At 44.1% G+C, this 24,070-nt stretch carries 19 protein-coding genes; 8 read left to right on the top strand and 11 right to left on the bottom strand.

Translation table 11 applies throughout. From position 1 onward, the window contains the following. Position 1 precedes the first annotated feature (1 nt). From B2W36_RS15990 to B2W36_RS15960, 7 genes are all read left to right on the top strand, one after another. Positions 2-2,299: a Gldg family protein gene (locus tag B2W36_RS15990; RefSeq protein ID WP_293888674.1), complete on the top strand. Its 2,298-nt coding sequence runs from the start codon at positions 2-4 to the stop codon at positions 2,297-2,299. A 2-nt stretch (positions 2,300-2,301) separates the two neighbouring features. Further along, a complete protein-coding gene (locus tag B2W36_RS15985; protein WP_293888673.1) occupies positions 2,302-3,639 on the top strand; it encodes a MutS-related protein in 1,338 nt (445 codons plus the stop codon). After that, the gene (locus tag B2W36_RS15980) at positions 3,636-4,979 is read left to right on the top strand and encodes a MutS-related protein (RefSeq protein WP_293888671.1); all 1,344 of its coding nucleotides are present in this window, start codon (positions 3,636-3,638) and stop codon (positions 4,977-4,979) included. Before B2W36_RS15985 ends, B2W36_RS15980 begins: the two co-directional genes overlap by 4 nt. A 6-nt stretch (positions 4,980-4,985) precedes the next feature. Next, the gene (locus tag B2W36_RS15975; protein ID WP_293888669.1) at positions 4,986-7,817 is read left to right on the top strand and encodes a M16 family metallopeptidase; all 2,832 of its coding nucleotides are present in this window, start codon (positions 4,986-4,988) and stop codon (positions 7,815-7,817) included. 260 nt (positions 7,818-8,077) lie between these two features. Next, entirely contained in the window at positions 8,078-10,477 is a 2,400-nt protein-coding gene (locus tag B2W36_RS15970; RefSeq protein WP_293888667.1) for an ABC transporter permease, read from the top strand. Positions 10,478-10,557: 80 nt separating this feature from the next. Next, positions 10,558-11,658: a S41 family peptidase gene (locus B2W36_RS15965; RefSeq protein WP_293888665.1), complete on the top strand. Its 1,101-nt coding sequence runs from the start codon at positions 10,558-10,560 to the stop codon at positions 11,656-11,658. Between the two features lie 37 nt (positions 11,659-11,695). After that, positions 11,696-12,214 carry a hypothetical protein gene (locus B2W36_RS15960; protein ID WP_293888664.1) on the top strand — a complete coding sequence of 173 codons (519 nt, stop codon included), beginning with the start codon at positions 11,696-11,698 and terminating at the stop codon, positions 12,212-12,214. Between the two features lie 90 nt (positions 12,215-12,304). Here the strand turns inward: B2W36_RS15960 and B2W36_RS15955 are convergent, their stop codons facing one another. Further along, complete coding sequence (locus tag B2W36_RS15955) at positions 12,305-13,171, bottom strand: hypothetical protein (RefSeq protein ID WP_293888663.1); 867 nt, start codon at positions 13,169-13,171, stop codon at positions 12,305-12,307. A gap of 414 nt (positions 13,172-13,585) precedes the next feature. Further along, complete coding sequence (locus B2W36_RS15950; protein WP_293888662.1) at positions 13,586-13,939, bottom strand: beta-L-arabinofuranosidase domain-containing protein; 354 nt, start codon at positions 13,937-13,939, stop codon at positions 13,586-13,588. Between the two features lie 238 nt (positions 13,940-14,177). Between B2W36_RS15950 and B2W36_RS15945 the strand changes: the two genes are divergently transcribed. Then, on the top strand, positions 14,178-16,499 hold the full coding sequence (locus tag B2W36_RS15945) for an alpha-L-rhamnosidase C-terminal domain-containing protein (protein WP_293888661.1): 2,322 nt from the start codon (positions 14,178-14,180) through the stop codon (positions 16,497-16,499). Positions 16,500-16,545: 46 nt separating this feature from the next. Here the strand turns inward: B2W36_RS15945 and B2W36_RS15940 are convergent, their stop codons facing one another. The 9 genes from B2W36_RS15940 to B2W36_RS15900 form a co-directional block, all read right to left on the bottom strand. Then, a complete protein-coding gene (locus B2W36_RS15940) occupies positions 16,546-16,716 on the bottom strand; it encodes a hypothetical protein (RefSeq protein WP_293888660.1) in 171 nt (56 codons plus the stop codon). Continuing rightward, positions 16,703-16,993 carry a hypothetical protein gene (locus B2W36_RS15935; protein WP_293888659.1) on the bottom strand — a complete coding sequence of 97 codons (291 nt, stop codon included), beginning with the start codon at positions 16,991-16,993 and terminating at the stop codon, positions 16,703-16,705. Before B2W36_RS15935 ends, B2W36_RS15940 begins: the two co-directional genes overlap by 14 nt. 276 nt (positions 16,994-17,269) lie before the next feature. Continuing rightward, positions 17,270-17,674 carry a DUF5675 family protein gene (locus tag B2W36_RS15930; RefSeq protein ID WP_293880509.1) on the bottom strand — a complete coding sequence of 135 codons (405 nt, stop codon included), beginning with the start codon at positions 17,672-17,674 and terminating at the stop codon, positions 17,270-17,272. Continuing rightward, the gene (locus B2W36_RS15925) at positions 17,671-18,204 is read right to left on the bottom strand and encodes a DUF6266 family protein (RefSeq protein ID WP_293888658.1); all 534 of its coding nucleotides are present in this window, start codon (positions 18,202-18,204) and stop codon (positions 17,671-17,673) included. The genes B2W36_RS15930 and B2W36_RS15925 overlap by 4 nt, the downstream gene beginning before the upstream one ends. 49 nt (positions 18,205-18,253) lie before the next feature. After that, positions 18,254-18,898 (bottom strand): DUF6266 family protein, encoded by a 645-nt coding sequence (locus B2W36_RS15920; protein WP_293880513.1) that lies wholly within the window; start codon positions 18,896-18,898, stop codon positions 18,254-18,256. Between the two features lie 251 nt (positions 18,899-19,149). After that, complete coding sequence (locus tag B2W36_RS15915) at positions 19,150-20,283, bottom strand: glycoside hydrolase family 26 protein (RefSeq protein ID WP_293880515.1); 1,134 nt, start codon at positions 20,281-20,283, stop codon at positions 19,150-19,152. Beyond that, positions 20,280-21,446, bottom strand: coding sequence for an AGE family epimerase/isomerase (locus B2W36_RS15910; RefSeq protein ID WP_293888657.1), 1,167 nt, complete (start codon positions 21,444-21,446; stop codon positions 20,280-20,282). The genes B2W36_RS15915 and B2W36_RS15910 overlap by 4 nt, the downstream gene beginning before the upstream one ends. Before the next feature lie 23 nt (positions 21,447-21,469). After that, positions 21,470-22,864 (bottom strand): MFS transporter, encoded by a 1,395-nt coding sequence (locus tag B2W36_RS15905; protein WP_293888656.1) that lies wholly within the window; start codon positions 22,862-22,864, stop codon positions 21,470-21,472. A 30-nt stretch (positions 22,865-22,894) separates the two neighbouring features. Continuing rightward, positions 22,895-24,064: a glycosidase gene (locus tag B2W36_RS15900; protein WP_293888655.1), complete on the bottom strand. Its 1,170-nt coding sequence runs from the start codon at positions 24,062-24,064 to the stop codon at positions 22,895-22,897. Between the last annotated feature and the right edge of the window lie 6 nt (positions 24,065-24,070).

Below are 24,070 nucleotides of genomic sequence, written 5' to 3'. Positions count from 1 at the left end.
CATGAAAACAACATTAAAAATAGCAAAAACAGAACTGCAGGTACTCTTTTACTCACCTGTTGCCTGGCTTGTCCTGATGATCTTTACCTTTCAGATAGGCTACTTATTTTCTGCTTCCTATGCCGGGATGGTGCAGTTGCAGTCCATGAAAATCGACCTTATCAATACCACTGAAAGCCTATTTTCATCGGCCTGGGGTGGTATATATCCCAAAGTACAGTCTTATCTCTACCTCTACATGCCCTTATTGACTATGAGCATCATGAGTCGCGAATACAGCAGTGGTTCCATCAAATTACTGTACTCCTCACCCATTACCAACAGCCAGATTATTCTCGGCAAATATATTGCACTGCTGCTTTTTGGTCTTGTCCTCACTTTGTCGGTATCCATCCTCGTTATTTTTACCATGGGTACGGTAGTGCATGCAGACATCGGCCCAATGCTGACAGGCTTGCTTGGACTTTTTCTATTGTTGTCTGCCTATGCTGCTGTCGGTCTATTTATGTCTTCATTGACCAGCTATAATATTGTGGCTGCTATCGGAACACTCTGTGTATTTGCCATGATGAACTTTGCACGTGGCCTTTGGCAGGACATCCCCTTTGTGCGCGAAATTACCTACTGGCTGGCCATCAACGGCCGTGCCGACACTTTTATCGCAGGTTTGATCACAACAGAAGACATCCTTTACTTTATACTTGTTAACGTTCTTTTTGTCAGCTACTCTATCTTCCGCCTTCAGGCTATCCGAAAGAAACAGTCGGCCGGTAAAAACCTACTGAAATTTGGCGGCATCACCCTGGCCGTGTTCTTCATCGGATACCTGACCACACTCCCCTTTATCAAGCTATACTACGACAGCACCTACCGAAAAAGCAATACGCTACGCCCCAGTAGCCAAGCGATCATGGACAAACTAACCGGTGGATTTAAGATCACCACTTACGTCAATATGCTCGATGGCAACAGTTTTATCGGCTTACCCTCGTCGTATAAAACCGATGTGGGCTCGTTTGAGAAATACATCCGTTTCAAGCCCGAAATAGAAATGGAATACGTGTATTACTACCATCAGACTGACAATCCCATTCTCGACCGACAGTTTCCAAAGCTCAATGCCGAACAGCGACTGGACACCCTGCGGAAATTCAACAAATGGAATTTTGAGATCCTGCCCTATGAAGCCATCAAAAAACGGGTAGACCTCTCTTCGGAAAACTATCGGTTTGTCCGCGTACTGGAACGTGATAATGGGCGGAAAACCTTTTTACGTGTTTATGATGACATGCAACGCGTACCGATGGAATCAGAAATCAGCGCAGCCATCAAACGTTTGGTGATGGATGAACTACCAGTAGTCGGCTTTGTATCGGGTCATGGCGAGCGCAACAGCAACTCTACCCAAGATCGTGGTTACAAAACCATTACCCAGGAAAAGGCATTCCGTTATTCGATGATCAATCAAGGATTTGATTTTAAAGAGCTTGACCTGTCGAAGCCGGTTCCGGAAAATATCAACATCTTGATTATAGCCGAACCGCGGCAGGCCTATAACGAACAGGAGTTATCCAACCTGCATGCTTACATTGCCAGCGGCCGCAATATGATGCTTGCCGGAGAGCCGGGGCAGGAAGCTATTTTTAACCGCATCGCCGCACCATTGGGCGTTAGCTTGGAACCTGGTGTGCTGGTCAAAAAGCAAGAAGCCTTGCAACCAGACCTGCTGACACTCAAACCAACCCAGGCCGGTGAGGACTTTTCCTATTACCTCAAACCGATGGCCCGTCGCGAAGAGGTTGTCACCCTGTTAGGTACAGCCGGTATCCTGGTGTCACCGCAGTCCCCTTTCCAATCCAAGGTACTTTTTGCTTCGGATACGACCGGTACGTGGAATGAGCTTGACAACCTCAATTTCATTGATAGCAGACCCGTTCTCAATATTGCCGCAGGTGAGCGCGAAGGGAGCCGCCCCACAGTGGTGGCACTCTCCCGAAAAGTCGGTAAAAAAGAACAGAAGATACTTGTTACGGGAGACGCCGACTGGATTAGCAACAGTGAGCTTTTCATCAAAAGAAATCAGGTCAATGCATCCAACTTTTCTCTCGTCAGCGCAGCTTTCTCCTGGCTTAGTGATGGCGAAGTACCCGTGGATATGCGTCTGCCCGATTCGATTGATAAAAGCCTACGGATTGGCGAAAGCAGCTGGACCTATTTTGAATTGCTGATCAAATACCTTATACCACTGAGTATGCTGAGCGTCGGTCTTATTATCTGGATCAGAAGAAGGGGGCGTTAATTATGGGATTATTAATAGACAAACAAACCCGGGACGATCTATCGATTTTTGCAGCCAGGGGTACCGCATCCATCTTTGGCCTCTATAACAAAACGGCTACCTCCGGCGGAGCCGAACTGCTGGAAGAATGGTTTCACTATCCGCTTTCAGATGCGCAGGCCATTGGCAGACGTACGGCTACCATTCAGCATTTTATGGATCAGCCCATGCTATTTCCCTTCCAGTCCAGCTGGTTTGACCAGGCTTTATTTTATTTGGACATGGCCGATGAACGTAGCCGCCTGCGGACAGGAAGTCTGACTTTGAAAGAACGCTTTCAGCAATTTGTTGGTGGCGATACCGATTACAAAAAAGTGGTTGCCGGCATCATTGCCTGCAGTAAAATTATGCACGCCTGGAAAGCGCTTATCCATTCCAGCGCAGGCCCCGAAGGTAGCTACCAGGAAGAATTAAAGCAATGGGCGCTCAAATTTGAGAACAGTGGATTAGAGCAGATTCCTTTGCTTCAAGAAAAAGAGCCGCTCAAGCGTGAGACAGTTATCCAGTACGACAATATCCTCCGCTTTGAGGAAAAAGATCTTTTGTTAGCTATTCTACGTGATATTTATACCTTCGATGTTTACCTCAGTGTCGCCCAGGTTGCCAATGAGCAGCATTTCGTCCTTCCAACAGTCGACAGCAGTATGGATCAACGCCTCATCTACGAAGGTGTTTTTCATCCACTGGTCAGGAATGCCAAAGGCAACGACCACTACATGGATCGTTTAAACAATATCACCTTCCTGACGGGCGCCAATATGGCAGGAAAGTCGACCTTTATGAAGTCTTTGGGTATTGCACTTTACTTGGCCCATGTGGGCTTCCCGGTGCCCGCAAAGCGTTTATTATTCAGTCCCCGGGACGGGATTTTTACCTCGATCAATCTGCCCGACAATATTGCAATGGGCTATAGCCATTTTTTTGCCGAGGTCTTACGGATTAAAAAGGTGGCGCAGCAGCTTGCCGAAGGTCGCAGGCTCTTCGTCATTTTCGATGAGATGTTTCGGGGCACCAATGTTAAGGATGCTTTCGAGGGCACCGTTGAAGTGGTCTCAAGGCTATACCATCACCCCAGATGTCAGTTTGTGCTATCCACTCATATTCTTGAAGCCGGAGAGCAGCTGATGCAATCGTATCCCGATATTAAATTTGTTTTTCTACCCACAAACATGGTACAAGGCAAACCGCATTACAGCTATGCGCTGCAACAGGGAATTTCGGCAGATAGGCATGGCATGATCATCATCGAAAACGAAGGCATCATTGATTTATTAACTTCTCAAAAACACAAGGGCGCATGAGTTTCATTATTGATAAACAAACACTTCAGGATCTCAATATTTCCGGAAAATATAAACGCGATTCCATCTTTTCACTTTATAACAAGACCGAGACTTTTGGCGGCGAGTTGCTGCTCGAAAAACTTTTCCTGCAGCCTTTTACCGACCCTGCGGCCATTGATAGACAGGCAGCGCTGATTTCATTTTTCAGAAGTTCGCAGCAGACATTCCAGATCAACCCCGATGATCTCGATATTGTGCAAAATTTTACCAATAGTTATTCGGATCGGCAGTTTGCCCTGGCCCTGGTCCATGCTGGCCGCCGCAAACTGCTGGCCGCGCTGGGTTTAAAAGAAGAAAAGAAATACCTGGAATCCGGCATTCGAGCCACCCTTCGAATCATGCTGCAATTAGCCAGTTACCTATCCGAACTTCAGCAGCAAGACAAAATAGGGCTGCTTCGGGGAAGCATCTTTGATCAAGCCTGGCTGCGCGAGGAATACACCCAACTCTCGCAGTTACAGCATAAAATCGAGTCGCATGCGGACAGCATCCCGCTTGGTCTAGCGGCAAGCTGTGATTATCAATTGCGGCACAAGTGGTCAAAAGAAATTCAGCAGAGTCTCTCAGCCATCTATCACATCGATCTTTATCAGTCCATTGCTTCTGTGGCCAACGCCAGAGGGTTTGTCAGGGCAGAAGTACTTGCAGCAGAACGACAACATATTCTACTTGAAAATGTTTACCATCCTACTATTCCCAACGCCGTGGGCAATGACCTCACGTTTGATGAAGGGCAGAATCTTCTCTTTCTGACTGGGGCAAATATGGCTGGAAAATCGACCTACATGAAGAGCTTTGGCATCGCCATCTATCTTGCCCATATTGGCCTTCCGGTACCGGCCAACCGCATGTCATTTTCTGTAAAAGATGGTTTATATAGCTCCATCAACGTGTCGGACGACATCGATATGGGACACAGCCACTATTATGCGGAAGTGCTCCGCGTCAAAAAGGTGGCCGAGTATGTCAACCAAGGTAAAAATATGGTGGTTATTTTTGATGAACTCTTCAAAGGTACCAATGTCAAGGATGCCTTTGAAGCCACCCTTACCGTCACACGCGCCTTCCAGCAGCACCACAATTGCCAGTATCTGATTTCTACACACATTGTTGAAGTAGGCCAGCAGCTGCAGCAAGAAGATCGTTCGGTTCAGTTTATCTATATGCCTACCGAAATGCGCGGCCAAGTGCCCTACTACTCTTATCGCTCGGCGCAAGGAATCAGCAGTGACAAACATGGTATGGTACTGATCCAAAAAGAAAACGTACTTGAATTATTAGAACACAACAGCAAATAGTTAAACATGCGAAACACCACCCTATTTTTTACACTTCTGGCCCTATCCATTGGAGCAGCAGCACCAACATTCAGCTATGCCCAAAAAGCAAAGCCAGTAAATTCCGTCAGTTTAAATAAGCCTATACCCCTTGACCCCGCTATTAAGGTAGGAAAACTGCCCAACGGTTTTCACTATTTTATCCTGCGGAACAGCGAGCCCAAAGAACGCGTGCTTTTTTACCTGGCCAACAAGGTCGGCTCGCTACAGGAAACCGACAAACAGCAAGGACTAGCCCACTTTTTGGAACATATGAACTTCAATGGGACAACCCATTTTCCGAAGAATGACCTTGTAGACTACTTACAAAAATCAGGAATACGCTTTGGTGCTGACCTCAATGCCTATACTGGCTTCGAAGAGACCGTATATCAGTTGCCTTTACCGACCACAGATCCGGTACTTTTGCGCCAAGGTATCCTGATCATGCGCGACTGGGCGAATGGTGCTTTACTTGAAGATGACGAAATTGATCAGGAGCGCGGTGTCATTCTTGAGGAGAAACGGCAGCGCGGTGGTCTTTCGCACCGCCTACAGGAAAAAACGTTTCCTTTATTGACGAATCAATCGCGTTATGCATTCCGAATGCCAATCGGAACCGATGAAGTGCTCAACAATTTCAAGCACCAAGAGATCCGGCAGTTTCATAAAGACTGGTATCGTCCCGAACTACAAGCGCTAATCGTCGTAGGCGATATCGACGTCAATGCAATCGAAAAAGAGATTGTCGCTCAATTTTCCGGATTAAAAAATCCAAAGAACGCCCCACGATCCAAAAGCTATCCAATTGCGCTAACCGGCAAGAACCAATTTTTAGCCTTTACCGATCCCGAAGTCACACAAAGCTCCCTGCAGATTTTATATAAACAAGAAGCGCGGAAAACGAGGCAGTTAAGCGACTATAAAAACGCATTGGCTAAAGATTTCTTTATTCAGCTCTGTAATATGCGTCTTGCCGAGCAAACGCGGAAATCGGCGACCCCTTATCTGGCAGCATCGCTGAGCAACAGTGCACTTGTGGGCAATATCGAAACCAACGGCATCCAGATTACACCGAAGCCCGATAGTCTGCAATCCAGTATCAATGCCGTATATTACACACTGGCCCAGATTGCCAAACACGGTTTTACCAACGATGAACTCGATCGGTTGAAGTCCGACTACCGCAGCATGCTGATACAGAGCCTCAAAGAGTACGACAAGACAGACTCCAAATCCTTTATGGATCAGATTCTGGCCTATTACCTCAAAGGAGATCCCGCTCCTTCCTTCCAATTTCTGCAGCCTATCCTGCTCAATGCACTGGAGGAAATCCGTATGAACGATATCCTGACCTATGGTAAAGAATTCGAAGGTCATCAGAACCGCGACATGGTGTTGGTTTATAATGACGATGTTAAGGTAGTGCCCAACGAGTCTACATTGAATGACTGGATCATCAACGCATCAAAACAGGAGGTAAGCGCCTATCAAGAAGAACGACTTGCAGAACAATTATTACCCACTTTACCACAGCCTGGACAGATTGTCAGCGAACAGGATGATCAGAAAGTAGGCACGCAGACGCTTTTGCTCAGCAATGGTGCCAAGGTTATCCTCAAGCCTACCAATTTAAAAAACGATGAGATCCTATTGACCTCTTATAGTCCTGGCGGATATTCTCAGTATGCACTTGACGATTTTCAGTCTGCAACCAACGCTGTCGCTATTGTGACCAACAGCGGACTAGGTCCTTTTAATTCACTTCAGCTCTCGCGTTACCTCAACGGCAAGCATGCCACGGCCAGCCCGTTTATCAATGAAATTGGCGAAGGCATTAAAGCACAAGCTAACCGTGAAGATCTGCAGACCGCATTTGAGCTCGTATACGGTTATTTTACCGTGCCGCGTTTAGATCGGGAAATTAATAAGACCAATCTTGAGAAAACCAAGTTGTCCCTCAAAAATAGGCAGCAGCAGGCAAGTACCTTCTTCAGCGATTCTATTGCTGCAGTTTTGTACAACAACGATCCACGTAAGACTGCACCCACCATAAAAAAAATCGAGGAGATTGATTTTGACCGCTCTTTTGAAATCTATAAAGACCGATTTGCGGATGCGTCAGATTTCACCTTTGTAATCGTCGGAAATTTTGACCGTGCTTTTATAGATCCCTATATCAAGCAATATTTAGCCACTTTGCCCAACATCCAACGCAAAGAATCCTTTGTGGACAACGGTGCTTATCCGCCAAAGCTGGGTATACAACGCTCCATTCATAAGGGAAAAGAAGAGAAGTCCACCGTGGCAATGGCCTATCTGGGTACTTACGACGATTATAGCGAATACAACAATCTGTTGATGGACGCCTTATCAAGCAGCCTAACCATCAAACTGACCGAACGACTACGGGAAAAAGAAGGCGGTATTTATTCGATCAGTGTATCTCCTTCCCTTGCGAAGAATCCAAGAAAGCGGTTTGGCATGAATATATCTTTCACCACGGCCCCCGGACAAGTGGATAAACTTGTGGCCGCCGCCCTCGAAGAGATTGAACTGATCCGTAAACATGGGCCGTCGCAGGAAGATATTGATAAATACATTGCCGAAAAACTGCTGAGTAGCAGTCAACAGCTGCAATACAATGGTTTTTGGTTGTCATACCTATTGAGCAGTTCCGTTGATCAGCTGGATGCGGCACGTATTTTTAACGAAAGCGAGCAGATAAAGTCGATTACCCCCGCGAAGGTGCAGGCAATCGCGCAGAAGTACCTCGAACCAAGTCAACTGTTTCAGTTTACACTTTATCCAGAGCAATAATTCGCTGTTGTTTGTTTCATTATATCAGTCATCTTAAGGTGACGCAGAGCCGTTTGGGAAATCTCAAACGGCTTTATTATACCATGGGGGTTAACTTATCCCCTTGTTATCCGCATAAGCCATGAGCATACTACCCTACTGCTGGTACCGCCCTGAGATTTGTATTCGACCTGTCCGTTTTCGAACAAATACCGTTCGCGTCCGAACAAGCAACTGATTCACAAAGAATTTTAACAGCTCATTTACAGCGTTTTGAATTATTGGCAAATAAATTGGACGGCATAACTGCACAACGTGTTATTATGATTTTGAATTATTTTAAAATAGCTTTTCGCCACCTTTCAAAAAATAGTGGTTTTACCGCAATTAATAGTATTGGGCTTGCTTCTGGAATGACCGCCGCCATTTTGATCATGTTATGGGTGCGGAGCGAATTTAACTTTGACCGATTTTATGCCGATAACGATCGGATCTATGCAGTAGGCATGAAAGACGTGTGGGCAGGTGAAAGCGTGGAGCATTTTTATACCCCAAAACCAATGGCTCGGGCTTTAAAAACTGACTTTCCAGAAATACAGACCACTACACGCGTGGATAAGGGGACCGGATTTTTATTAACCCGTCAGGATATAAAGCTTGCAAAAGAACCCGGTGTCTTCGTAGATAGTACCTTCCTAAACATATTTGATTATAAAGTGATTGCGGGCAATCCACAGGAGGCATTAAAAAACCCCAATCAGATTGTCTTGACAAAGTCTTTGGCGGAACGATTATTTGGGCATTCAAACCCTATCAATCAGACGATCCAATTGGACAGCACCCAAGTGTCAACGGTGTCTGCAATTATCGAAGACATTCCAGATCATTCGTTTATGAAAGGAAGCACCTATCTGGTGCCTTGGACATTAATGGAAAAAATAGGTTATTCGGATGATTATTGGGGAAATAATTCTATACAGACGTACATCAAGTTACATCAAAACGTCAATATCGATCAATTCCAAAAGACTATCCAATATTATTTAAGAAAGCACACAGACACCAAAGTTGCCAATTTTATTCAACCCATTGGCGACCAGTGGCTGTATAGCAAATTTACAGCGCAAGGAAAGCCGACTTCACCACGCATTATCATGGTCCGCTCTTTCATTGCTATTGCCTGTTTGATCCTTCTTATTGCCAGCATTAATTTCATGAATCTGAGCACGGCGCAGAGCGAAAAAAGGGCGAAGGAAGTAGGTGTCCGAAAAGTTGTGGGTGCAAGTAAAAAACTGCTGATCGGACAGTTCCTTACAGAATCAATGGTGATTTCCTTTATTTCGGGCTTATTATCGCTATTGATTACGCTAATCGCACTTCCCTATTTTAATGAATTGGTTTCGAGAGAACTCGTTATTCCTTTTGACGATCTTCTTTTCTGGGCCGCTTTTGCAGGTTTTATTTTCGTTTCCGGAATTCTTTCAGGAAGCTATCCCGCATTTTATTTGTCTTCCTTCCTCCCAACAAAAGTACTCAAAGGTAAATACCTCCATATTCAACAGACATTCAACCCGCGCAAAATCCTTGTTGTTTCCCAATTCTGTATTGCAATCATACTGATCGTCACAACGTTATCAATTCAGCGCCAAATCAAACACGCTCAAAATAGGGAAACCGGATATAACAAAGAAAGGTTGGTGAGTATTGTCGATCAGGGAGACATTCGCAAAAATAGCTTACTGATAAAAAATGAATTGCTGTCATCCGGTATTGCCAAGCAGGTTTCAAGGACATCCGCACCACTGACGAAAACGATGAGTTTCAACTACATGGAATGGGATGGTAAGCCCAAAGACGACAACACTATTTTTGCCCGAATGGGAGCCGATGAAAATTTGGTCAAGACCGCCGAGCTCGAACTCGTTGCAGGGAGGGATTTTGACCTAACTCAATTTCCAACGGACTCTGGGGCAATGATTATTAACGAATCGGCTGCCAAAGTGTTTAATTTCGACGATCCGATCGGCAAAACGGTTGTTGATGGCAGAAAATGGCATATTGTAGGCGTCGTGAAAGATTTTATTCAAGAATCGCCTTTCAGCGCCATTTCTCCACTCGTCATTCAGGGTGCTTTCTCAGGCACTCAGGTCACCAACATACGCCTAAACGATCATGTAAGCACTTCCGAGGCACTTACGGCTATGGAGAAGATCTTTAAAGCTTATAATCCCGACTATCCCTTTGAATACTCTTTTGTAGACCGCAATTATGCAGAAAAATTCAAAGACTTTCAACAGTTGGGCACACTTTCGAGCCTTTTCGCACTGTTGACCATTTTTATTTCCTGTCTCGGTTTATTTGGACTTACCGCCTATATGGCAGAGAACAGAACGAAAGAGATCGGCATCCATAAAGTACTGGGGGCTTCAATTTTTAAGATCATGCGGATGCTGTCGCAGGATTTTGTACTGCTGGTTGTTCTATCCTGCTTGGTTGCCTTTCCGATCGCCTATTATATTGCCGATCACCTCCTCAGCGAATACACGTATCGCATTGCTATCACATGGGATATCTTTGTTGCTGCAGGATTGGCCGCGCTCATCATAGCATTGCTCACCATCAGTTATCACGCGATCAAAGCAGCCCTCATCAATCCGGTTGTCAGTTTGAGAGACGAGTAAAAAAAGTGATCGGGGACTGTCTTTTCGATTTTTAATTTATATTTGTGTGACGAACAATTATTAATATTTCTGCTAAAACAATGAAAAGAAGCGTGCTATTTTTATGGATACTCGTAAGTTTGCCGATTTTGAACTTTGCTCAAAACTGCAATTGTGAGTCCAATTTTTTGTGGGTAAAAAAAACGTTTGAAGAGAATGATGCTGGCTTTCAATACATCATCAGCAAAAAGGGACAGGATGCCTATGCTTTACACAATGCCCTGTATCTTGAAAAAGTTAAAAAATTGCCCAACAATCAGGAATGTGCCCGACTGCTCAATCAGTGGGTCCGTTTCTTTCGTAATGGACATATCGGCGTAAATTATGTTGGAAAAACAACGGAAGTTAATAATCAGGCTACAAAACAAACCGAGCAGCCTATTGAAAAGGTCCAAAATCCGCTGAACGCCACAAAGCCATTTTTCGAAAAAATCAATGAAAGCACTGCTTACATTCGGGTTCCAGATTTTGAAATAACCGAAAAAGATGCGATCGACAGCGTGATATTAGCCAACCGGAAGATCATCTTATCGACTGAAAATTTTATTATTGACGTTAGAAATAATCCAGGGGGAAGCGATGCGAGCTATAGCAGCTTGATTCCGTTGCTGTACACGCAACCAATAAGAACAGTAGGTGCCTTGTTTTATTCGACCGACTTAAACAATCAACGTATGCTGGAGCTGAGCCAAAACCCAGATTTTGATGAAGAATCGAAGCAGACATTCAAAAAATACTACGAGAAGTTGGCGGCACATAAAGGCGAGTATATTGATTTGTTCGATAAAAAAGTTAACATCACCAAGCAGGATACGGCCTACCCTTATCCCAAAAACATCGGGATCCTCATCAATGAAAATAACGGGAGCACAACGGAGCAATTTTTATTGTCCGCCATGCAAAGTAAAAAGGTAAAATTGTATGGTCGAACAACCAAAGGAATGCTCGATATCTCTAATGTCAATATTGTGACATCACCCTGTGGGGATATTGAACTGTACTATGGCTTATCTAAAAGTTTCCGTATTCCAGAATTCCCTGTAGACGACATTGGATTACAGCCCGACGTATTTATTGATAGGACCATCGATGCAAACGAATGGATAAATTTTGTGAGCGATCATCTTAATGGGAAATTTTAAACGGAAGAGCAATTTAAAAAAATAATGTGTATTCGACATGTTTAAGTTACGCACAGAAAACGAAATTTTTGATAGCTTGCAACGGAAAGAAAGGTCGCTTATGCGACTGGATAAGTTAGCAATTTCAGATACCATCTATCTTGACTTTTTAGCTCACTATGAAGGAATAGGGCTCACAGCTGATCTTGAAATTTTTGGTTACGAAGAAGCCCTAAAAGAAAATCGTTATTTATCAGAAATCAATTCAGATATTGCCGCAGCGCTGTGGAAAATCGGGAGAACAGGACAGGGAGACGAATGGTTTATCCATAAGGAAGATGGAAATATTCTATTTTACAATCATGATGGCGGTGAATATTCGAGCACTATATATTTTCAAGATCTGAAAATATCTTTTTTCAACTTCCTTCAAATGGCTCTTTTGTATCGCGATCTCGAAGAGCTCCTAAACCAAAACGATGATGAAATCGAGGAAAGTGCTCAGACGGATTTTGAAGAGCGAATCAATTCCATTCAACCCGGTCTTTATACGCTATACCCATTTCAGTATTTTTAAGGCGTTTTAAGCAAGCGCTGTGTAACCCTAGCAGGTCGTATGACACACTGTACCTGCGATGGTTACAGGGCCCTAAACTTCATCAAATTGCTATTTCTGTTCTGCGCGCTCGGCATGCACCCAATAGCTAAAAGCCTCATCTTCATCGTTTTTAAGGTGCAATAATGCCATATTTGACTTGGGAGTTTTCCAGATTTTGAGCACCTCATCTTTTGCCACATCGGCCTTAAAAAGTTGCTTAAACTGTTCACTCAACAGCTCTTTATCGCCTTCAAAATTCGCTTTTCCATATAATTTTGTCATATATGCAGACAGGGCATCCCTTTCTTTATTTCCCAGATTAATTATGTTTTGCGTATAATCGATCGAATCAAAAGCAACTCTCAGTCCTGAATAAAACGTATTTCCTGATTTTCTATTCAAAATGCGAAATTGATATCCTAGTGTACCATTGTTTGTATAGCCTGTATTTTGATTGATATTGTCTATTCTGTTCCAGTCCACATTCAAAAAATCTGCATTCGCATTTATCTTGATATAGGTAGAATCCCTTACAACCCTATTGTTGTCTTTATAGCCTGAAAGATAAGTTTTATAGGTACCGGGCAAATAAAAGTAGTGCCCCCATTCTGATTTCAAAGAAAACGAACCTGTGCCCTTAGTTAAAAGCTTGACTCGATTGGGATTACCCTCCACTTCCCAAAAAAGGGAATCTAGATCACTATACTTAATTGGAAGACCAATCCATTCTGTTAGCTCATCAATGCTACTGTCTTTCATGGTAAAGACCACCATATTAAATATATTGGCTGTTTTAACATCAGTTTCGAGGCGCAGCGGCATCATTGTAAACGATTCTTTGGGAATTTCTTCGTCTGTATCCAATTCGTTGTATTTATCGGAACAGCTGGCCATGAGCAGAAGGGAAAAAGCAAGTAAACTTAAATATTTGAACATCGTAAAAAATTAAAAAAAGAAATTATGTGGTTATAAACATGCAAATATACAAAATATTTAATTAATTAAATAAAAAGCACAACAATTTCCCCTTTTATTAATTATCCCTCTCTATTTAGATATAGTTCAACTGCACTTTTGATGGCACAAACATATTGGCTACACAGGCTTGTTATTTCTAACTAAAGCGCACTATCAAAGTGCACTTTAGATCATGTCAGATTATAGCCTTCATTTTCGCTGCCTATTGTTCCATCGGCCGATCAATCGGCTGGTCACAAAACTAACCAGTGTACCCACCGCAGCCGTCAATACCGTCTGCAGCACATCGCCCAACGAGAAGCTTGCCAAGCTTGCAGATATTATGTTATTTGTTTTAAAAAATTCTTTAATAATGTAGGCAAGAGAATTTTTTTATTTGAGTGTAACATCCAAATAGACAGAATGTCGGCCATAGGTTTCATAAAAAGGTTTGAAAACCACATCATCTATTTTAAATTCAAGTGTTGACGGATTACCTTTAATCCTACTGCCAATATGTTTTGCTTCCAACGTGATCTTTCTCCACTGTTTTCTGGCTTCTGGCTCTTGTGCCGCCAATAAGATCGGCCCATAGAACAGACTTGCTATATTCGGCTGGTCCATTACCGGATCTAAATGAAATTGGAATGGCATCTTTAATTCGATCGTATCGCCATCATTCCATGTTCGGCTTATCTTTAGATAAGTTCCCGGTTCTATGTACTTTACCCCAATTTTAGCGAACATCGGCATTATATTAACAAATGTCTATATGACATTAAAAATATAGTTAACTTGCTCTAGATTGCTGTGAATTACACGTATGCTGCCACAAAAAGGTTTTTCTTGCACTAAACGGTCACAGGTGTCAAAAAATTCGATAAAAAAATCGGGATGTCAACATGAGCTGAAGATTAGCATCGTTTTAGACATCCTTTGATTTAGAAATTAGAATTGTAAAACCTAAATTATTTTTGATCTGAAAATGGAGACAAACATATATCCCCTTAGAGGTGGACTTTATAAGAAAATATTTTTTTTATTTCTACTCTGTTGCTTAATTCACGTTAAAGCGCTACCTCAGGAAGTAGCAGAGGTTACGCATTGGATATCTGCCAACGATCTAAATTCGGATAGCATAAATACCTGGATCGCTTTTCGTAAAGATGTGCAGTTTAAAGATAAGCCCAGGCAAGCTTTTACAACGATTTCAGCAGATACAAAATACTGGATTTGGATAAATGGTAAACTTATAATTTTTGAAGGGGGATTAAAAAGAGGGCCTAATCCGTACGACTGCTATTGTGATAAAATTGACCTGGGGCCATACCTGTCCAAAGGAAATAACAAAATAGCAGTTTTATTATGGCATTTTGGAAAATCTGGATTTTCACATGTCAGCAGTGGAAAATCCGGACTATTTTTCCATATGCAAGCTGAAAACATGGAAGTAAAAAGTGACCAGAGCTGGCTTTCACGGATTCATCCCGCTTATCAAACTGCTGATAATCCACTTCCAAACTTTCGCCTAGCGGAATCAAACATCAGGTTTGACGCAAGAAATGATATTTCAGGCTGGCAAACTCAAACCATGGGATCATTGCAGGGTTTTTCAGCTTCCAGGATAGTTGGGAAAAAAGGTGATGCTCCCTGGAATCAATTAATCGACCGGCCTATTCCACAATGGAAAGATTATGGAGTAAAAAAGATCAGCTTCAAACGAGCGGCAGGAAGAGAAATTGATACAATAACTGCTATACTTCCTTATAACATGCAATGCACTCCGATATTGAATGTTTTTGATCGTCTAGGCGGTCATACTATTCGTATCAATACCGATCACAGTTATGCGGGAGGCACAGATAATATCAGGGCCGAATACATTACAAAAAGAGGAAAACAGACCTACGAGTCATTGGGATGGATGAATGGCGAAAAACTGATTCTCCTGGTGCCTAAAATCGTAAAAATTAAAACGCTCAACTATCGGGAAACCGGCTATGATAGTGAAAATCTGGGAAAATTCACCTGCAGCGATCCTTTTTACAACAGGTATTGGAAGAAAGCAAGCCGAACGCTATATGTCAATATGCGGGACAATTTTTTCGACTGCCCGGATCGCGAAAGAGCCCAATGGTGGGGAGATGTTGTTTTATTAATGGGTGAAGCTTTCTACACCTATTCACCTTCATCCCATGCACTTATGAGAAAAGCCATCGATGAGCTTTGCAACTGGCAGCGAGAAAGCGGTGTACTCCACTCTCCTGTTCCCGGAAACTTTAACCAAGAACTCCCCGATCAGATGCTGACAAGCATCGGTGACTATGGTTTTTGGAATTATTATATGCAAACAGGTGACTCTACTCAGATTAGGAAGGCTTATCCCGCCGTTAAGAAATACCTACAGCTTTGGAAAACTGATGAGACCGGTCTTACCGAACTTCGCCGTGGCGACTGGCTATGGGGCGACTGGGGCGAAAATAAGGATATCCGTCTGATCATGGCAGGCTGGCATTACATTGCATTGGATGGAGCCACAAAGATGGCAGAATTACTTGGGCAAAAAGAAGATGTGCAACATTACCGAAATATGATGGTCAAAGTCAAAAATGGGTATAACCGTTGCTGGAATGGCCAGGTCTATCGCCATCCCACGCATAAAGGTAATGCCGACGATCGGGTTCAGGCTTTGGCAGTAATAGCGAACATTGCTGATAGCACTAAATACGAATCGATTCTGAAATGTTTCAAATCGCAGTATTATGCCAGCCCTTATATGGAAAAGTATATCATGGAGGCACTTTTTAAAATGGGCCAAGGACATTATGCGCTGGCAAGAGCGAAAGATCGCTTCAGCGAAATGGTGAATGATCCACAACGTACAACACTGTATGAAGGCTGGGGCATCGGAGAACGCGGGTTTGGCGGCGGTACCACAAACCACGCATGGAGCGGCGGTGCACAGATTGTATTGACAGAGTCCGTTTTTGGTATTAAGCCCATACTTCCAGGATATACCACTTTTGCTGTTCAGCCTCAGCCTGCAGGTATGTCCTCCGGAGATTTAAGCGTACCGACTGTGAAGGGAAACATAAGAACTTCCTTCAAAAATAACAAGACTGGTTTTAGGCTAAAATTAAAAGTGCCTAAAGGTTCCACGGCAATTGTCACGATGCCCAAAGGATCACCGATCTTACTAAACAATAAGGCAGTGATTGAGACAGAAGGAGCCGGAAATGATACTGGATATGCTACTTTTAAATTAGCTGCCGGAGATTACGATATAAGAAGAAAACTTCCCCTATAATAAGAACAGATAAGGCGCACCTAGCTGTGCGCCCTATTGTCTATAATTATCGTTTCCGCTTGACCAATATGCAAAGCAGCCTACTCGTGGCAAAACTAACCAGTGTACCCACCGCAGCCGTCAATGCCGTCTGCAGCACATCGCCTAGCGAAATACTAGCCCAAATGGAACAGATCGTTCCACCGAGCGCTGATATGCGCATATCATTCCACCTCATCCGCCCCACTCCTTTCTTTGGGTAACATAGGCGCTTCGGCTTCCTCAAGGGTAGGCATTGGCATATCCTGAGCTGTGCCACTTGATCGATGCCGGCCGACATCCGCATCAGCAATTGACTTTTCATTAGGAGGCTTATCCTCCTCTATGACGGTTTTCACGATACCCAGTCCTAACGCAATATATTTTAAAATATTTCCAGCCTTTCCAGGCAATTTAACGGGTGCGGCAAGAACCACCTGCAGCACCTGTCCTATTTTGTTTAAGATTTTTTTCATACTTACAGCTTTTTAAAATCACCCCCTTCTTTATTCGAGCAATAATCGAGGACAAAGAATTGAAAGCATGGCATTGCGACTACCAATCCACCAATACCAACTTCGATACATCAGCAGGTAATGGAATAGAAAATATAGCGTTCTGACTGTCAAGATCTGACGGGATCTGGCGTACATATGAATCACTGTCTGAGCACAGCGAGTTTGATTTATGCCGTCATACTGCTAAGAAGACGGCGCAAAGGAATGCAGCGCAAATTCATGTCCTCCAAATTTCTACCGAATATTCAAATACACTTCATCACCTTGATCCCACAGGCTATACACCAACGCTTTAAGCTTTGCTAAAGCTTTTCCACTATAATCTCCTCGGCCTTCACCAGTTAAAGTCGTCACAGGCGCGATGCAGCCCTGCAATTCTTTCCATGCATTGTTGGCGGCATGGATCAGAATAGCTTCCCGTCCGAGCACGATTGGAATGCCAATCTGTTCCCCATGCTTGGGGTAGCGCCGCTTTTCGAGTTTGTACTGGCCTATGGGGATGCAACTGATCCGTGGAATGTTATTTCGGTCGGGCAGCTCAATCGTATGGCAGATCACCTCGCCCTGATAGGTGATGGTACCGTTGGTTCCCTGTGCGCCATATTTCCGTTGGAGCAGCAGGACATGTTTGTTTTTCATTTCGTGGAGTACCCTAGATAACGTGACCGTGAATACTTTTTACCTTTTCTGTCGCAGAACAGCAAGTAAACGTGAAAACTGTCGGCTTCGAAGCCTGCAGGGAGGAGCAAGATGACCTGCCCATCGTATCGTCTCCAGACCTTTTCGTTTATAAAAGCATATCCCTTTTCAACCTGATAAGCACAAAGGATAATCTGATCGTCCAATGGATATAGGTTATCGCTAGGAACTGTATACGTGACTATTATGCGATCTTTTTCGCGTGTTAGTATAGGCTTATTTGCTGGTGCAATGGAACCGTCGCTCAAAAGAACCAGTGCTGGGTCTACCACAGGCCCTTCGGCCTCATGCCTGATTGCGATACGCAACGTGTGACTCAAGGCCTGCCCGAATGGAAGCGACCTTTTTCGCTTGGCCTGTTCAGCAAAGCCTTTTTTGATCAATCCATTGAGCGGAGCCAAAAAGGCACACGCAATTTTAAATGTTTCCCGAACGCGCAGCTGCGCAGGAGTCGGCGCTTTTTTTACCATAATAAAAAGAGATAAAAAGGCTGAGCCAGATCGACTCAGCCCGTTAACATTAGATCAACTGTAGCTCGCCTAGATATACGCTTTTAGACACCTTCGTTTTTGAACGGTTGGACAAAAATAACCAGGTGTGTACCGAACCAGTCGTGAGATGGTCAGGCACCATAAAGGATACCACCCCCGTCTCCCGCGTACTTGGCTTGGTGGAAGAGATAAACTCATCCTTTTCGGGGTGGTAAGCCAGCACATAGACGAGATCGTCACCAAAGGTTTCGAAAACGTCGCTACCGCCCGTGGACCAGCTGTAGGTCAATTCGCCCGAATCGTAGGCAACTGCTACCGTTCCACCACCGTACAGGCCCCCGTCTGCAATGCTGATGTTGCCATAGTCGAGCGCATAGTTTGGATAAACGCCCGTAATGGCCCTGTTCAGATTAAATTGAAATGCCGCATTGATCGGTGTCAATTTTTCTGTGTTTTTAAGGCCGAAGCCAATTTTTAAAAAGAAGTTGATGGGCAGTAGGAAACGCATCAGCGTTTTGAATTTTTCCTGCTGCATCATCTGTGCTTCCGATGCGGGCTTCGTTCTTTTTTTGTAAAGCCCTTTAATGTAGTTGATACTCTTCCAGCTACTTCCGATTACTGAGCCGGCTTTACCCTTAAAGCCTCCATTTGCTCCATGTACAATAGTTCCCATGTGTTATCGTCAACCCTTTTTTCATACCGGTATTTCTGATTGACATAACAAACATAAAACACTTTAAATCAACAACAAATACCATCACAATGAATAACCGAGCGCTGACCGATAGGCTTCGTATTTTTGACTGATCATAGACTGGCTGCACAATCGGCTGCACAATCGGCTGCACACTAGAAATGTATTGTGCCGGAGGAATCCGGCAATCAAAACGAAGCGCATGGTGCGGGTAAGCAGGATAGTCTATGTCATTTTAGTACTGCATGGTAAAATGTTCTGCTGTTGTTTAGAAGAAGGATATGTTCTGATTGACAAAATTTGTTGAAATCTCCTGCTGCCGGATGATCTTTGGTAGGTACATAATAATGGGTCGCAATATCGTCTGCATTCCGCCAGAGCATGCAGTATGCCATTGGCCATTTCGTTAAGATGGGTTGCAAAATCGTAGTAAACCAGTTTGGATCGGTAATCCGTTCGAGACCCGTTTCGGTCAATGCCGCAATCTTACCTTTTTCCACTGCTAAAGCCGAAACAATTTCCATCTTCATTCCGGCTGCTGCTGGATCATTGGCACCATCAGGTCGAAAATCCCAATAATTGTCCATGCCTAGAATATCCACATATTCATCACCTGGAAATTGGGTAAGATATTCCGCCCGGGTGTAAAACTTACAGTCGGGGGAAAACGCATAGAGCAATTGGTGAACGCCCAGCTCTTCTCGCAGATAGTGAACGGTATAGCGCCATAACTGAACAAATTCTTCCTTAGTAGCATGCCCCTTTCCCCACCAAAACCAATCGCCATCAAACTCATGAAAAGGTCTGAAAATAATTGGAATAGCTTCTCCATTCGGCCCCTTACACTGCGCCAAGAAATCAGCTATCCGATCAAGATAAGATTGATAAACAGCATTCGAAGTGCCCCCGGGCAAAATTTGGCTCACGGCAAGCTGCGGATTACTTTTCCATTCGTAGGATCCACCGTTTACAGGATTTGACATGTGCCATGAAAAGGTAATAATCCCTCCTCTTCGATACATATCCTTCACCACCTTTACAAGCCTTTTGGTTTCACTTTCCCGATAGCCCTTATCCTCGTGTGTGAGTTGTTGAAAATCGAGCCCCAGCAGTGCTGGGTGACTGCCTGTTATTTCTTTTATATCACTCCGGTTGGAGTCTCCCCTCCAATATCGGCCATAACAAAGTGCATCCTGTTGGCCCAGAAGGACTTTTCCTTTTGATTGAACTGCTTTTAAGTAGTTGTACAACGCTACGGTTTCACTTGTGGCCATACGATCAATAGGTCCATTGGATTGCGCCAAAAGATTATTGAAGAGCATTGCGAACAGGATCAAGTAGAAAGTAACTTTTCTTTTCATCATATCATTCTAAAATTTTCGATCATTTCCAAACACATGCGCCCATTGTGGTAAGGGCACTTCCAGAATCCAGCTTTATCTTCTTTATCATTTACCTTTGCATTTTCAAGCCTACTCCAATAACATTCGCCCCTCTCCTTATCGATTAAATTTGACTTGATATAGGACCATATATTTTTCGCTTTTCCGGTATAGGACAAGTCATCCAATAGCCGTCCTAAATATGAAAAACCGACTACAGCTTCCGCCTGTACCCACCAGTGGCGCTCACGGTCCCAATGTCCGTTATTTCTTTCATAAGCTAAGCTATTATCTGGCAAAATACCCTCCACTGCCGCACGACCGATATGGATAACCACAGCTTTCACTTTTTGCAGTAGCTCCGGATCACCCAGCACTTCGGTGGCTTCCAACAGTAGCCATGCAGCTTCAATGTCATGGCCAAAAGACTGTGCTTCGCCTTTTACCTGCCATGTTTCATCAAAAAAGAGCTGGAGATGTCCCGTAGCTTCGCTATATATCCTTTCCAGGAATAAGGTTATCAAATCAGCCTGTGCCTTCATCAGGTCTTCATCCATCCATACACGGAGTAGGTTGGTATAAGATTCCAAAATATGCAGGTGCGTATTCATGGTCTTGGCTTCGTTTTCATCTTTCGCGCTGAGACGCATATCGGCAACGGGTTGCCAGTCTTCAGTAAAAGCCTCCCTGTACCCGCCTAATTTATCATCTTTGCAGTTTTCGATCTGATAAAATTGTTTTTTTGCATAATCCAGTGCCTCCGGACAGCCCGTTGCCCGGTAATATTCGGAAAATGCATAGATTGCAAATCCCTGGGCGTAAGTTTGTTTTTTAAGGTTTACTGGATGCCCTCGGAAATCAAGTTCCCAATACACGCCACCATACTGTTTATCCAGAAAGTAGTCCCTAAGATAGCAGTACGCTCTTTCTGCAATCTGCCGGTAGGCATCGCGCCGTAGAACACGGTAAGCAGCGGAAAATGTCCACAGGATTCTCGCATGCATCACCACTCCTTTGTTGGCATACCTATGCAATACATTGTTCCCGTCAATGCGGCCAAAAAAGCCACCATGCTCCGTGTCCACCATTTTGTCCATCCAATAGGGAAGGATATTATTTTCAATTTCTTCTTTAAAACCTCTCATTGTTTCGAACTTTTCTCTTTGGATCACGTGCGACGCTCTGCAAGCTGTGAAGCAATCTCTTGCATCCTTTTCTCTGTCAGCGGATAAAGACTGATAAACACAATTGACAATATTGTTCCTATGGCCGGAAATAGGCTCAAAAACATTTTTATTCCACTCAGCGTCTCCTCCGACTGCAGCTGGTTGGCCTGAAAGCCAAAATAGCCAAGCAACCAGCCGGTTACTGCTGTCCCCAGCGCCCAGCCCAATTTTTGGCTCATCGACGACGAACTAAAGATTAGACCTGTTGCCCTATTGCCTGTCTTCAACTCCGAATAATCCGCACAGTCGGCATACATAGACCACAGTAATGGAAACACTGTTCCAGCGCAGCTACTGATCACGATCTGCAGGCCAAAAATCCCCCAAATCTGGCTCTCATCGAACCAATAAAATACGATACTACCTCCTGTTGCCACGAGCATAGCTAACATAAATGTATTTTTCTTCCCGATTTTATTGCTCAATGGAGCCGCCAAAACTACACCTATGATATTGGCGATCTGACCCAATGCCAGGTAAAGGCCACTCAACACAAAGGGAATATTCAGCAACACAATTTTACCATAATGCGCTTCGTGGACATAATATTTGAAATAATAAAGTGCTGCCCCATCGCGAACCGAATTGAATACCAAGGTTGAAACTCCTGCTCCCAATAAAATCCACCAGGGACTGTTGTTCAATAAATCTTTGATATCCTGCTTGAGACTACTTTTCGTATCCGTTACCGGCTGAACCCGTTCACGCGTCCAAGCAAAACAGAGCAGAAATAGAACAACGGCGCAGAGCGCAATTACCGCTGCAGCCATCACCCAGCCCTGCTGCTGGGCTTCTATATGCGCGTTGTAGCCACTAAAAAAATTGACCATCGGATTGAAGAGCAATAGCGTCACGAAACTTCCGAGATAGGCAAAAGTCATTCGGAAAGTGGCCAATACACCTCTGGTTTTGGGCGATGCACTCATTACCCCTAACAAAGAAGCATAAGGCACATTGATGGCTGAATAGACCATCATCATGATCGAATATGTCACATATGCATACAGCAGCTTGCCACTTTCCGCTAGTGCTGGCGTGTAGAACGTAAACACCCCAATGACGCCAAATGGTACCGCTACATACAGCAGGTAGGGTCTGAATTTTCCCCATTTAGACTGGGTACGATCTGCCAGCACACCAATAACAGGGTCAAACAAAGAATCCCAGACACGCGTAACCAGAAACATGGTGCCCACCACTTTTGCTTCCATCCCGAAGATATCGGTATAGAAAAACATCAGGTACATGCTAAATAATTTCCAGAACATGGACGAAGCGGCATCCCCTAGCCCATAACCGATTTTTTCCTTTAATGTAATATGTTCCGTCTTACTCATTATACTCGTTTTGCGATAAATTTAAACATTTTATTGGTTTAAGTTTTTCGAAATAATCTCTACCAGCGTCTCGACAGATGTTTTTGACCGCATGCCATCCGCTGTTGTAGACACGCAATAATCCACTAGTTTTTCGATTGAAGATACGGCCACGTGCATGCGGGTATCACTAGAGGCATAATAAAGATAAACTGTTCCATCGTCATCGGCTATCCAGCCATTGCTAAAAAGTACATTTGAAACATCACCGACGCGTTCCTCGCCCATTGGTGCCATCAGATGGCCGGCAGGTTCAGCAATGAGTTTGTCCGGAGCAGCGAGATCTGTCAGATAAACATACAGGACATAGCGAAGACCAGCAGCACATGCGCGGACGCCATGCGCGAGGTGCAACCAGCCTTTCGGCGTTTTTATGGGTGCGGGCCCTTCGCCATTTTTTAACTCCTTGATGGTGTGATAATACCGATGATTTATAATTTTTTCTTCGCTTACAATCGCATTCTCCATCGTATCCACCAGTGCCCATCCGATTCCACCACCACTTCCAGTATCGATAAACCCATCCTGAGGGCGGGTATATAAGGCATATTTTCCGTCGACAAATTCGGGGTGCAGCACCACATTGCGCTGCTGGCTCTTTGCGATCAAATCGGGCAGCCTTTGCCAGTGCTTTAGATCTTTTGTCCGTACAATTCCCGCTGCCGCCACGGCCGAAGATAAATCGCCAAAAGGTGCTGCCGGATCTTTCCGTTCCGAACAGAAAATACCATAAATCCAGCCGTCTTCGTGCAGCGTCAAACGCATGTCGTAGACATTGGTATCAGGATTGTCCGTCTCGGGAAGATCGACCGGAAAATCCCAGAACTTAAAATTGTCGATTCCATTTGGGCTTTCTGCTATGGCAAAGAAAGACTTGCGGTCATTTCCTTCGACCCGTACGACCAACAGGTATTTATCGTTCCATTTGATCGCACCGGCATTAAAGGTTCCATTGATACCAAATCGTTCCATCAAAAATGGATTGCGCTGTTCGTTTAAGTCGTATCGCCAGAACAACGGTGTATGCGCCGCCGTAATGACCGGATTCTGATAGCGTTGATAAATGCCGTTGCTGTCCTTCACTGGGTAGTTTTTTCTTTCCAATAGGGCAAAGTAATCTGCTTCAACGTCTTTAAGACGTTGTTCAAATAATGTACTCATGATTCG

This window comes from Sphingobacterium sp. UBA3549 (genome assembly GCF_002376635.1).
GTDB lineage: Bacteria > Bacteroidota > Bacteroidia > Sphingobacteriales > Sphingobacteriaceae > Sphingobacterium.
The sequence above is the reverse complement of the archived record's forward strand: the minus strand, read 5'-3'. Positions and strand labels throughout refer to the sequence as shown.